This window comes from Roseomonas indoligenes, from assembly GCF_017813365.1.
GTDB classification, from domain to species: domain Bacteria; phylum Pseudomonadota; class Alphaproteobacteria; order Acetobacterales; family Acetobacteraceae; genus Roseomonas; species Roseomonas indoligenes.
The window spans coordinates 24,504-36,552 of sequence record NZ_JAGIZA010000001.1 but is presented as its reverse complement, the minus strand read 5'-3'; the positions used below and the strand labels follow the sequence as shown (position 1 = coordinate 36,552).

Below are 12,049 nucleotides of genomic sequence, written 5' to 3'. Positions count from 1 at the left end.
CCTCCTAGGTCATCGCGCCGGCGCGGGTCGCCTCAGGCGACCTTGGCACGCCGCGTCTCGGCCAAGTCGAGCTTGGCCTCAGTTTCTGCGAGCACGGCCGGGTCGTAGCCGTGCCGCCGGAAGTAATCGAGATCCTCGCGGAAGGCGGGGATGCGCCCGAACTTGATCGCGATGGCCGCCGTCTTCCGCGCGTACTGCGCAAAATCCAGAACGGGATGCAGCAGCGCGGAGGCCACGGGCAGGCGCATTTCGTGATGGAGCACGCGGCTCTCCCGCGTGTTGAAGGAGACCTTGTCCACGCTGCCCGGCATCACATCGTTCAGCGGCAGGCAGCGGAAGCGGCCCGCCGCCTCCATGGCGGAGGGGACGAAGAACTCGCAGTAGACGTTCTGCGTGCCGTCGCTCAGCGGCGGCTGCGTCGCCTCCCGCAGGCGCTCCGCGTAGAGGTGTTTGATCGCCCGGCGCGAGAGGCCGATAATCGGGAAGATGCTCTTCCAGGCCTGGGCGAAGCGATGCGGCCGCTTGTCGCGCCCAAGGCCCAGAGGCCGGTGGTTCGTCCCGAGCAGGTCCAGCTCCGCATAGGTCTCGGAGCGAAGGGCCTCCGCCAGCCGGTGGAAGTAGTCGCCGCCCTTGTCCGCCAGCCCCACGTCGTACTCGATCATCAGATAAAAGTCGTAGTCGGGGATGGCGGGGAAGGTGACGTAGAACGGATAGTCGCCGAGGAAGGCCATGGCCTTCGGCCGGTCCGTGAACAGGCCGATGGCCCGGCAGGCCTCGATGGAATGCGGCACCTTGCGATAGGGCGAGACGTCGAGTTCCCCGTTCGTCTCGTCGGCGGCGAAGTACACGTCCCAGTCCGGCACGGCGGAGAGCTGGGCCGCCAGTTCCATCGCCTTGGCCGAACCCTTGAGATGGGAGCGCAGCAGGACGGCGATCCGCCGCGGCTCGCCCGCCGCCCGTCCGGGCCGCTCGTCCGGCAGTTCGTCGGGTCGCTGAGCCATCATCCCTCCCGGCCCCGGGGGCCAGCCTCCTGTTTCCTGCTGATCTGCGGCGCCGCGCGGATCAGAGATAGTGGTGCCCCATGAAGGGGGCATCGCGCCGCGCGCAGAAGGCCAGCTCAGGGGCCAGCTTCGCCGTCAATGCCTGCGCCGTCTCCGGCTTCAGGTCGCGGCGGAAGCGGCCGGGCATCACGTCGGCGCCCTGCCAGGTGCCGCCCACCTTCACCCAGTCCGGGTTGTTGAACAGGTTCTCCGGCCGCTCCATGCGCAGCGCCTCCGCCACCTCCGACGGCGCGCGGCCGAAGGTGCGGCAGAGATTGTCGGTCATGTAGTCGAAGGCGCAGCAGAGCTGGTTGTAGGAGGTCCAGGTGACCTGATCGCCCAGCGGTCCGTCCGACAGCCCGCGCAGCATGTTGTAGCTGGCGACGTTGTTGCGGCCCATTACGTAGCGATCAATCCCGTCTTCCTCCACCTTGCGCCGCTTGGCCTCCGCCACCTCCGGCGTGTCGTGCGTGTTCGGGTGCTGCAGGGCCCACCAGAACTGGTTGCACGCCAGGTCCCGCGGGTCCCGGTAATGCGCGATCACCTTGAAGGCCGAGACATCCAGCGAGGTGTCCCAGTGCCGCGGTCCTCGGAACCAGTAGAGGAGATTCGGCTCCGCCGCATTCAGATAGGTTGCACCCTCGCGCGGCTCCAGCGAGGCCGGGCCGTTGGCGGCCCGCAGCTTCACCGCCTTACCGCCGATGGTCTGGAGAATCCGCAGCATGGAGGCGGTGCCCGAGGTGGGCGTGCACACGAAAACATAGGCCACTGGCGTTATCCCCCCCCGCCCCGCAGCCGCCACAACTCGGCGGCGATCGCGAAGTCCTCCTCCCAGTCCACGTCCACGGTCCTGTCCTTCGGGATGGCGTATAACAGCGGCGTGGCGCCGATGCGGTCGCCGCGCGCACGGTAGGTATCGGCATCCGCGACGAAGATCGCGCTGTTCACCTCATAGAGGGGCGTCAGCGTCTGCGTGCGCGGCCACTTCTCCGCCGCGCGGTCGTAGTTCAGCGGGCCCTTGGCGTCCCACATGAAGGTCCGCATCTCCGTCACGCCCATCAGGCTGTCATGCGTGCCCGCCGCCCGCGCGTCGCGATAGGCGCGCACTGCCGTCGCGTAATCCGCCGCGCCGAAGAAGGGGCTCGTCACATGGGTCCAGAGCACGTCCCCCTCCGGGATGACGGAGGGCAGGTAGGCGATGACCTCGTCCGTGCTGGTGGCGGAGGAGCAGAGGTGATCCGGCCGCCGGTCCATCCGCAGCCTACCACCCGAGCGCGCCACCACGGGGGCCGCGATCGCCTCCACCTCCGGGTCGTTGGTCGAGAGCACGACGGCATCGATGGCCTCGCAGGCCAGCAATTGCTCCAGCTTGATGCCCAGCAGCCCGTCCTTCCGGTCGGCGAAGGGGCGCGTGTTCTTGTGGGGCACGCGCTGGCTGCCGGCGCGGCAGGGGAGGAAGGCGGTGACGGGCATCGGGCTCCTTGTCAGGCGTCGAGCAGTGCGGGCAGGCCGCGCAGGTCCCGGATCACGGGAAACCCGCGCTCCGCGGCCAGGGCGCGCATGCGCGGCTTGGCGGTGGAGAAGTGGTCGGCATAGACAAAGCGGGCACCAACGGAATCGGCTGCCTTCAGATCCGCCTCCGCGTCGCCGATGAACCACACGTCATCCAGCGGCGGCCCCCGCCCCATCTCCTTCGCGACGAGATGCAGGTTCTCCGTCTTGCTGGCCGGAGAGCCGTGGATGGACCGGAACAGCCCGGCCAGCCCCCGCTCCGCGAAGACTTCCCGCAGTTCCGCCCCGTCCGAGCCGGAGACGACGAAGAGCGGGATGCCCCGCGCCGCCAGCCCGTCCAGCACGCCGCGCATGCCGGGGGTGGAGGCGCAGCGCGCGTAGCGCCCGCGCAGCAGCCGGGCATAGGACCCGACCAGCGCATCCCGGTCCGCCGAGGCCGGCCTGACCTTCAGGTCCTCCCACCCCAGGAAGTTCTCGAAGAGGCGGTAGCGGGAGGTGCCGAAATTCGCGACCTGGTAGCGGGAGAAGCGGGCGATGTCCCCGGGGTGGAAGCCGTGCTCGGCGAGCGCCTCCCGGAACACCGCCGCCTTCAGCGTGTTGGAGACGAGGAGGACGCCGTCGCAGTCGAAGACGACGGCGGCGACCCTTGTCGCGGTCATGCCGAGATCCCTGAGGCGATCAGGCGACTTCGGCGATGAGGCCGTGGATGGAGCCCTGCTTCACGCGATACCGGGTGGGGGTGAGGCTGGAGAGGGCGACGCCGCTGGGATGCGCGGCGAAGCTGTCCAGCACGGCCTGCACCTCGCGGGAGAGCTCCTGCTCGGCGGAGGAGGCCATGTCGTAGCCATCGAAGCCGACGAGGAAGCAGCGCCGGGCGCCGAGGCCGATGGCGGTGCCGAGCGCGAGCGCGAGCGGCGAGTTGTCGGAGACCGGGCCGAAGCTGCCCTCATCGGTCTCATAGGACTGGGCCTGGGCCACCTGGAGGGAGAGGCCCTCGGGCAGGCATCCCGGCACGCGGGGCGGGGCGGGGACGACCACGGCGGCCATGCGCGCCAGGGCCTCCGGCGGGGCGCGGAAGGCGTCGTGCCCGGGCAGGCAGAGGAGCTGCCGCCCGCCGATCTGACCGGCGCGGTCCAGGTGACGGGCCGAGGAGAAGACCACCACCGGATCGTGCTGGGCGACGAGACGGGCGATCGCCTCCGCATGGCGCCGGACGGAGGGGCCGCCGCCGACCAGCAGCACGTCGCCGGCCCTCAGGCCGAGGGTGGAGATGTCCGGGAAGACGGTCCGGTCCACCTCCTGACCGCCCTGGCGCTGCAGGGCCTGGACGATGGACATGACGGAGTAGCGGTTCTTCGCCAGCCAATCCATCACGTCCTTCTGGGGAAGGTTGTTCGCGCCGGAGATCATGTAGGGCAGGTTCGTGCCCCAGCCCTGCTCGCGCTGCATCACCTCGAAGGGCGCGACGACGGCCGAGAGGGCCTGGTGGTCGAGCGGGGCGTTCAGCCCTTCGCGGGCCAGCTGGATCAGCACCGTCTCCGTCCGGGCATTGCCCGCACCGCGGCCCATGCCGGTGAAGGTGCCGTCCACCACGTCCGCCCCCGCCTCGATCGCGGCGAGGGTGTTGGCGAAGGCGAGACACATGTTGTCGTGCCCGTGAAAGCCGATGGTGAAGTCCGGCATCCGCGCCCGCAGCTCCTTGAAGAGCCGCGTCACCTCGTTCGGCGTCACGCCGCCATAAGAGTCCACAAGGGAGAGCGCGTCGTAGGCGTCCGGGCTCTCGATCGCCAGGCGGATGTGGTCGAGGTTGTCCTTGAAGGTGGACAGGTACATCACGTTGAAGCCGACCTGCAGGCCGAGCTTCTTCAGTTCCCGCGCCAGCGACAGGCCGTGCGGCAGGTGCGCGGGCGCGCAGGCGATGCGCACCATGTCGAGGATGCCTGCCAAGGGCCCGAACAGGGCGGGCACCCGCTCCGGCTCCACCGCCTTGGCGTCGATCATCACCAGCAGCTTCTGGTCGGGCCGCAGCCGCGCCTTCAGCGCCGTCAGCTTCTCCGCCGTCAGGAAGAAATATTCGCCGTAGTAGCCGGTCAGGCGATCGTTCACGTAGCCCACCTCGACATGGTCGATCGGCAGGCGCGAAATGCTGTTCAGATAGGTGTCCACCAGGGCGGGATCGAAGTCCCACGAGGTGTAATATCCGCCGTCACGGAACGTGCAATCCAGAACCTGAACCATCGAACCGACCCTTCCCGACCAAGTGCGGTGCACCCAGGATTCCTCATGCGGAGCCTACCGGCGGGCACCCCGTTCAGCAAGCAAGGCGGGTGCCCGGCCACGCCGTGAATACCTTTGCGAAAGCGTCGTTCCTCTAAACAACCGTTCACGGATTGGTGAGTGGCGAAGGCCTCCCGTGATCACGGCGATGCGGCTGGCGAGAGGGCCGCGATCCCGTCCATCACCACGGGGTCGCGCAGCAGGCTGAAGTGGTCCGTGCCGGGGGAGACGTACTCGCCCGACAGGTTCCCCGCATTCGCCCAGGCCCGCGCCATCCGCGCGTTCTGGGCCAGGAAGGCCGGCGTCTCCTTCCCGCCCACGGCGAAAAAGGCGGGCGGCATCCCGCCCCGAACCCGCCGCACGGGCGAAAGGGCGCGGGCCGTTTCCACGTCCAGCCGCAATCGGTCGTTCAGCGGCGTCCCGACCAGCGGCTCCAGGTCATAGACCCCGCTCAGCCCGGCGACCGCCGCGATCGGCGAGGCCCCGCCCCAGTTATGCAGCGCCAGCCCCGCCACAATCTGCCCGCCTGCCGAGTGCCCGGCCGCCACCAGCGCCGCCCCGCCGCGCCCGAGGGACGCCGCCCGCGCCAGCACCGCCGGCACGGCCCGCCGCGTGGACTCCAACAGCGCGGGCAGGGTCACGTCGGGACAGAGCGGGTAGTTCACCATCGCCACATCCAGCCCGCGCGCGACAAGGAGCGGCGCGAGGAAGCGAAACTGCACCTTGTCGCGGGATTGCCAGTAGCCCGCGTGGAAGTAGGCCAGCGTGCCCCGCCAGGCGCCCGGTGCCGCGTAGAAATCGAAGCGCTCCCGCGGGTGCGGGCCGTAGGGAATGTCGAGTGCCGGGCGCAGTGCGGCCACGCCCGCCTCGCCCTCGCGCTCGAACGCCTCGATCAGCGCGGCGTGGGTGGGATGCGCCTGGCCCGTCATGTACTCCCAGGTCGCGTTCACTCGATCTCCACCTCCACGCGCCCGTTCACCTCCCGCGCGGGGAAGCTGCGGACGCCCTCGGTGATCGGGGCGGAACGGGGCTCGCCCGTGAGGATGTCGACAAGGCCCTGGTGCAGCGGGCACTCCACGCAGCCGTCCTCGACGAAGCCGTCCGACAGCTTCGCGTAACCGTGGGAACACTGGTCGTAGAGGGCATGGACCTGCCCCTCCACCCGGAACAGCGCCACGGGCTTTCCGGCCACCACGCAGCCCACCACCTCGTCCTCCACCACCGCATCCGCCGCGGCGGCGTCGTGCCATTCACCCATGGTCGTCCTCAGATCGGAAAGGCGAGCAGCGTCTGCACCCGCAGCGTGTCGTAGATGCAGCGCTTCTCGCGGAAGCGCAGGCCGCCCTCCGTCCGCACCACGCGGTCCAGGTAGCGCCCGGCCTGGTAGATCGTGCTCGCCCCCTCGATGGAGGTGTTCACCACGACATAGCTCGTGGAGACGGCGTATTCCCCGCCCTCCTCCCGCCACTCCATGCCGGAGAGCATGTGGCGGTAGGCCGGCCTCTCGTAGATGTTGGCGTGGCGGAGGGAGAGGACGCGGTCGCGCAGCATGCCCCCGCTGTCGCAATGGATCAGCGGCGCAGGCAGCCCCGCCTCCTCGTTCTCGCGGGAGACGATCTCGTAGAGGCACTCCTCCGTGAAGAAGCCCGGCCACTCCTCGATGCGGTCGTTGTCGATCGCCGCCACGTAGCGGTCCTGGAGCGAGAGCAGCTCCAGCCGCAGCATCAGATCCTCGCTCATTCCGCGATCGTCGCCGCCACGTCGAAGCCCATCAGCTTGCGGTATCCCTTCCAGAACTCGCGGATCAGCTGCTCGGAGATCAGCGTGTCCCGCCGCTCCGGCGCGTCGCGCGACATGTCGATGACGGATGTCAGCTCCGGGTCACGGGCGGTGCCGCGCTGCACCAGCTCCGTCGCCTCCGTGTCCTCCATAGAGATGTAGCCGGCCGGCCCCACCAGGTTCGCCTGCTTGATCCGCAGCTTGCGCATCTCGGGCGTGTCGTCCTCGTAGCCGAAGAAGTGGAAGACCAGTTCGAAATGGTCGGGTCCCTTGGGCAGGATCTGGCGCGCCACCAGCGTGTTGTGGATCTGCTGGATCACGAGCTGCGGGAAGATGGGCTGGATCTGGTTCGTCGCCACCTCCTCGTACTCCTTCTCCAGCGCCAGGATGCTGTCATCCTCCAGCCGGAACCCCTCGTCGTAGGATCGGATGCCCTGCGACTTGTAGTCGGCGCCGTTATCCTCCTCGTTCTTCATCACGAAGATCACGCTGTGCATCCCCGCCTTGGCGTCCGGGATGCAGCGCGCCTTCATGCCCACGCGGAAGATGTTGAAGGTGGTGTGGAACAGGTGCAGCAGGCTGGCGTGATAGGGGTCCTTCACGTTCTCGATGTAGAGCTTCCAGTTGCTGTCCGAGAACTGCCGCGTGCAGCCCAGATAGACCACGGGCTTGTGGAACACCCGGTCCACATAGGGCCGCATCTCCGGCCCGATATACTCCGCCAGCGGCTCCACCGTGTCGGAGAAGGTGGCGAAGACGAGGCCGCGATAGCTCTCCACCCGCAGCTGGCGCAGGTTGTGCTGCTTCGGGTCGAAGTCCTTCGGCATGCCTGTCGCGTCCTTCTGGCCGCGCCGGAAGGGAACGCCCTGCAGGTTGCCCTTCGTGCCAAAGCTCCACTGGTGGTACACGCAGGAATGCGACAGCGCGTTGCCGCGCGGCAGGCGGCACACCACCGCGCCGCGATGCGCGCAGCGGTTCACCCAGGCAGCCAGCGTCCCGTCCTCCGCCCGCGTCATCACCACGGGCGTGTCGCCGACATAGGTGCTCTTGTAGTCGCCGGGCTTCGGGATCTCGGCTTCCAGGCCCAGGAAGTTCCAGGTCGGGCCGCGATAGATCCGCTCCTGCTCCAGCGCGTAGATCTCGGCGCTGCTGAACAGCTTGAAGGGCACGCGGGAGCCGTCCGCGCGCGGGAAGCTGGCGAGGGGCGCGGCCTCGGGCGGCGCCATCGCGGCATCATGGGGATGCTGGTCCATCTCGGCTCCTCCGGGTGCAGGGAAAGGCCCGGCCAGCCTGCCAGAAGCACGTCCCAGGCCACTATCCGCCCGCCGCCGCGCCTATCCGGCCACCGCAGCGCCCCTTCCGCCCGGCACGGGGCTTGCCCTTCAATCCCGGCATGACGGACCCCGCCCCGCCCCCTGCCGGCCTGCTGGAGATCACGGGCGGGGAGAACGCGCTCGTCCTCGCGCTGCAGCCGGGCGACGAGAGCCTGGACTGCGGCGGCTTCATCGCGGAATCCTGCCGCCGGGGCCGACCGCCCTTCGTCATGGTGCTGCAGGACGGCAGCGCCTCCCACCCCGGCTCCAACCTCTTCCCGCCGGACCGCATCGCCGCGATCCGGGAGGGGGAAACGCGGGAGGCGGTGCGCCGCCTGGGCCTGCGCGCCGACCGGCTTCTGATGGCCGGGCTGATCGACGGCCCGCTGCCCGACGAGGGCCCGGTCTTCGAGGCTGCGGTGCGCGGCATCACCCTCGTCATGTGGGCGCGGGACTGCAACCTCCTCCTCGCGCCCTGGCCGGTGGATGCCGCCCGCGCTGCCGCCCACCGTATCGCGGCGACCGTCGCCGCGGGCAGCGGCGTCGCCCACCTCTCCTACGCGCCGCCGCCGGAGGCACCGGCCGATGGCTGGACCCTGGCCATCCCGCTGGACACCAAGCGGCAGGCCATCGCCGCCCATGCCAGCCAGCTCGATAGTCTCGTCACCGATGATCCCGCACCGCGCATCGTCCCCGCCCGCCGGGCCGCTGCCGAGCAGCCCTTCGAGACGATCCTCAGGCCGCCGCCAGCATCCCCGGCCTGATCACCCCCGCCGAAGCGTCTCCGAGGGCCGTTCCCCGAAACGCGCCACGTAATCCCCGGCAAAGCGGCTGAGATGGGTGAAGCCCACGGCCAGCGCCGCCTCCGTCACCCCTTCCCCGCCCGCCCGCAGCCGCGCCCGCGCCCGGTCCAGCCGCAGGTCGCGCAGGTGCCGCAGCGGCGTGGTGCCGAGGTGCCGGCGAAAGGCCTCGTGCAGCGTCCGCTCCGGCACGCCGGCGGCCGTGGCGATATCGGCCAGGGTCAGCGGCTCCGTCGCGCGCGCCTGCAGAAAACCAAGGGCGCGGCGCAGCGCGGCCGGCCGCACCGTATCCCGCGCCGGCGCCGCCTCCTCCTGCCCCGCCAGCAGCAGGCGCAGCAGCAGTTGCTCGTAATCCGCCGCCACGGACTGGTCTTCCCCGATCAGCCGCACCGCGTCCGCATCCCCGGCCAGCCCGCGCAGCACGGAGAGCCAGGGCCGCAACCGCGCACTCCGCAGGTCCAGGGGCGCGGCCAGCCGCCCCATCCGCCCACCGGTGAAGGTGAGGAGCCTGTCCCGGTCGATCCGCAGGATCAGCTGCTCGCAATCCGCGGAGAAGCGCCCGCTCAGCGGCTGCCCGGCGGGGCAGAGCGCCCCGCGCTCACGGTCCACCACCAGCTCCGCCCCGCCGGCCCGCAGCACCGCACCGCCGGAAAGGCAGAGGACGAGCAGGTGATAGCCGTCCAGCGGCGGCACCTCGATCGAGGCCGGGCCGAAGGCGATGGTGCCCAGCCCCACCCCGCGCAGCCGCAGGAAATCCATGTGGAAGCGCGGCGCGGGTCCCTCCAGCCGCCCCTCCAGCCGTAGGCCATGCGGCTGCATGACGCGGGAGATGCGCTCCCGCGCCTCCTCAGCGTCGGATGTCTCGAAGAGCCGGCACGCGCGCAGCGCCAGCCGGTCCGGCGGGGCGGCAAGTTCCAGCATGGAACGACAAACTGACGGGACGTTCCGCCCGGCGCAAGGACTAGCTGACGCCGAGATACCGCCCGGGCTTGTGGTTCATGGCCACGATCAGGTTCACCACCACCGCCCCGAACAGCGAAATCCCGACCTGCCGCGGCTCCAGCACCGTGCAGGCCACCAGCATCACCAGCAGGTCGAAGCCCAGCTGGATGTAGCCGGCCCGCCAGCCCCGTCTCTCCTGCAGGTACATGGCGACTAGGTTGGTGCCGCCCAGCCCCGTGCGATGGCGCACCAGGGCCAGCGCCCCCATCCCGATCAGGATCCCGCCCATCAGCGCCCCATAGAGGGGCGAGACATGCGCGACATCGACCCAGAGCGGTGCGAAGCGCGTGAGCAGCGACACCGCTGCGATGGCGACCAGCGTCCGCAGCAGCACGCGCCAGCCCATCCGCCAGAACCCGAAGACGAGGAAGGGGAGATTGAGAAGGAAGAACAGCGTGCCGGCATTGAAGGGAGTGGCGTAGCCCAGCAGCAGCGCCAGCCCCGCCAGACCGCTCGTCGCCAGCCGGGCCTCGCCGTAGAGCACCAACCCCAGCGAGACCATGAAGGTGCCGAGGACCAGCGCCGCCAGATCCTCGTGGAGGCGGTGCGGGGAGGCCGGCAGGTGCGTCATCCGCTCGGACTGGCGCGGCGGAAGGGGAAAGGGTCGGGCGATCCGGGTCAGGGCGACCATCCTCTCGCAGGCCGAGCCCATCCTAGCGACTTGCTGCGGCGCAGCAAAGAAGAATGACAGTCCTCCTCACCTAAACCCCGGCAGCCCGCTCCAGTGCCGGGGCCAGCCGTTCCGCCCAGTCCCTGATCCCCGCCTCGTCACCCAGCAGGTCCTGCCGGACCTCGATCAGCACGGCATCCAGGCCCCGCGCGTCGCCATGGACCGGCACGGTGTAGTCGTAGATGCCAGGCTCGATCCGATAGGGCTCGTTCTCTCCCACCACCAGCGCCGGATCGGCCGCGATGGCCGCCGCCAGGGCCCGCCCGAAGCGCTCCGCCCCGGCGAAGAGCACCCCCGCGTGCCAGGGCCGGTCCACGCCCTGGTAGCGCGGCGTGAAGCTGTGCACGCCCACGACGAGTGTCCTCCGCCCCTCGGCCTGGCGCCGGTCCAGCAGGGCGGTGACGGCCCCGTGGAAGGGGTGGAACCAAGCGGTCTGGCGCAGCGTGCGCTCCGCCGCGGAGAGGCCGGTATTGCCGGGGATGGGCGTGCTCTCGCTCATCTCCGGGATGCTGCTGGGCATCCCCGGCGGCCGATTCAGGTCGATCACCAGCCGCGAGGCGCCGGCCAGCAGAAGCGGTGCGTCCAGCCGTGCCGAGAGAAGCCGGGCCAGCTCCGCCGCCCCGATATCCCAGGCGATGTGCCGCCCCAGCTCCGAAGCGGGCAGGCCGAGATCCGCGTAGCGCGCAGGAATGTGCTTGGAGGCGTGCTCGCAGAGCAGCACGAAGGGCGAGGCGCCCCCCGCGTTCACCACCTCGACCGGCGCAGGATCCTTCACATCCAGATCGCTCACGCCCACACGTCCGGCTTCACCTCGTCCGTCACCACGTGGAAGCCGGCCAGGGTGTTGGATCCGAAGGTGGTGGTGATCGCCACGTCCGCCGCGTCCCGCCCGCGCGCCATCAGGATGCGCCCGATGCGCGGCGTGTTGTGCCGCGCGTCGAAGGTGTACCAGTGGCCGCCGAGATAGACTTCGAACCAGGCGGAGAAGTCCATCGCGGCGTCGATCGGCGGCACGCCGATATCGCCGAGATAGCCCGTGCAGTAGCGCGCGGGAATGTTCATGCAGCGGCAGAGCGTGACGGCCAGGTGCGCGTAGTCCCGGCACACGCCCACGCGGTCCCCATGGCCGCTATGGGCGGTGCGGAAGACGTTGGCGTGCTCGTAGCCGAAGGTCAGGCGGTTGTGCGCGTAGTCCACGATGGCCTGCACCCGCGCCCAGCCCTCCGGCGTGTGCCCGAACAGCGACCAGGCGAGGTCCGACATCCGGTCCGTCTCGCAGTAGCGGCTGGGCAGCAGGAACATCAGCGCTTCGTCCGGCAGCTCCTCCACCGGCAGTTGCCGCGCCTCCGGCGCGTAGACATCCGGCACGCCGGGGTCCAGCACGTCGAAGCGGGTGGAGATGGTGGTGCGCCCGCGCGGCGCGACGATCCGGTGACAGATGTTGCCGAACCCGTCCCGGTACTCGGTGGCGCCGATGGGCGGGTCGAAGCGGAGCTCGTGCGGCCCGATCACGTCCGGCATGCGGGAGGGATGGACGCTCAGCATCAGGACCATGGGCGTCGGCTGGTAGCACTCGTAGGTGATGTCGAAGCCGGCGTGGATCTTCATGGGGCACTGTCCTCCGGTGTGTCGGGGCGGGGGGAAAGGGGGGGAGGG

Annotated in this window: 14 protein-coding genes; 1 reads left to right on the top strand and 13 read right to left on the bottom strand. The window is 70.0% G+C overall.

All coding sequences use genetic code 11. From position 1 onward, the window contains the following. Nucleotides 1-32: 32 nt before the first annotated feature. The 9 genes from J5Y10_RS00190 to andAc all read right to left on the bottom strand — a co-directional run bounded on the left by J5Y10_RS00190 (nt 33) and on the right by andAc (nt 7,861). The gene (locus tag J5Y10_RS00190; RefSeq protein WP_209369674.1) at nt 33-1,001 is read right to left on the bottom strand and encodes a hypothetical protein; all 969 of its coding nucleotides are present in this window, start codon (nt 999-1,001) and stop codon (nt 33-35) included. 61 nt (nt 1,002-1,062) lie between these two features. Then, nucleotides 1,063-1,809 carry a hypothetical protein gene (locus J5Y10_RS00185; protein WP_209369673.1) on the bottom strand — a complete coding sequence of 249 codons (747 nt, stop codon included), beginning with the start codon at nt 1,807-1,809 and terminating at the stop codon, nt 1,063-1,065. Nucleotides 1,810-1,814: 5 nt separating this feature from the next. Then, complete coding sequence (locus J5Y10_RS00180) at nt 1,815-2,513, bottom strand: acylneuraminate cytidylyltransferase family protein (RefSeq protein ID WP_209369672.1); 699 nt, start codon at nt 2,511-2,513, stop codon at nt 1,815-1,817. An 11-nt stretch (nt 2,514-2,524) separates the two neighbouring features. After that, complete coding sequence (locus J5Y10_RS00175; protein WP_209369671.1) at nt 2,525-3,211, bottom strand: HAD family hydrolase; 687 nt, start codon at nt 3,209-3,211, stop codon at nt 2,525-2,527. Between the two features lie 19 nt (nt 3,212-3,230). Next, entirely contained in the window at nt 3,231-4,790 is a 1,560-nt protein-coding gene (locus J5Y10_RS00170) for an aldolase catalytic domain-containing protein (RefSeq protein WP_209369670.1), read from the bottom strand. A gap of 179 nt (nt 4,791-4,969) precedes the next feature. Beyond that, a complete protein-coding gene (locus tag J5Y10_RS00165) occupies nt 4,970-5,779 on the bottom strand; it encodes an alpha/beta hydrolase (RefSeq protein WP_342452786.1) in 810 nt (269 codons plus the stop codon). Continuing rightward, nucleotides 5,776-6,087, bottom strand: a complete 312-nt coding sequence (gene andAb / locus J5Y10_RS00160; protein ID WP_209369669.1) for an anthranilate 1,2-dioxygenase ferredoxin subunit AndAb — start codon at nt 6,085-6,087, stop codon at nt 5,776-5,778. The genes J5Y10_RS00165 and andAb overlap by 4 nt, the downstream gene beginning before the upstream one ends. 8 nt (nt 6,088-6,095) lie before the next feature. Further along, nucleotides 6,096-6,569: an anthranilate 1,2-dioxygenase small subunit AndAd gene (gene andAd, locus J5Y10_RS00155; RefSeq protein WP_209369668.1), complete on the bottom strand. Its 474-nt coding sequence runs from the start codon at nt 6,567-6,569 to the stop codon at nt 6,096-6,098. Next, nucleotides 6,566-7,861 (bottom strand): anthranilate 1,2-dioxygenase large subunit AndAc, encoded by a 1,296-nt coding sequence (gene andAc / locus J5Y10_RS00150; protein ID WP_245214156.1) that lies wholly within the window; start codon nt 7,859-7,861, stop codon nt 6,566-6,568. The genes andAd and andAc overlap by 4 nt, the downstream gene beginning before the upstream one ends. A gap of 122 nt (nt 7,862-7,983) precedes the next feature. On the opposite strand from andAc, the gene J5Y10_RS00145 reads away from it, so the two are divergent. After that, entirely contained in the window at nt 7,984-8,685 is a 702-nt protein-coding gene (locus J5Y10_RS00145; protein ID WP_209369667.1) for a PIG-L deacetylase family protein, read from the top strand. On the opposite strand, the gene J5Y10_RS00140 is transcribed toward J5Y10_RS00145, so the two are convergent. The 4 genes from J5Y10_RS00140 to J5Y10_RS00125 form a co-directional block, all read right to left on the bottom strand. Beyond that, nucleotides 8,686-9,642 (bottom strand): AraC family transcriptional regulator, encoded by a 957-nt coding sequence (locus J5Y10_RS00140; RefSeq protein ID WP_209369666.1) that lies wholly within the window; start codon nt 9,640-9,642, stop codon nt 8,686-8,688. A 40-nt stretch (nt 9,643-9,682) separates the two neighbouring features. Then, a complete protein-coding gene (locus J5Y10_RS00135) occupies nt 9,683-10,354 on the bottom strand; it encodes a DUF6198 family protein (protein ID WP_245214155.1) in 672 nt (223 codons plus the stop codon). 70 nt (nt 10,355-10,424) lie between these two features. Next, nucleotides 10,425-11,183 carry an N-formylglutamate amidohydrolase gene (locus tag J5Y10_RS00130; RefSeq protein ID WP_209369665.1) on the bottom strand — a complete coding sequence of 253 codons (759 nt, stop codon included), beginning with the start codon at nt 11,181-11,183 and terminating at the stop codon, nt 10,425-10,427. Continuing rightward, on the bottom strand, nt 11,180-12,001 hold the full coding sequence (locus tag J5Y10_RS00125) for a transglutaminase-like domain-containing protein (RefSeq protein ID WP_209369664.1): 822 nt from the start codon (nt 11,999-12,001) through the stop codon (nt 11,180-11,182). Before J5Y10_RS00125 ends, J5Y10_RS00130 begins: the two co-directional genes overlap by 4 nt. Between the last annotated feature and the right edge of the window lie 48 nt (nt 12,002-12,049).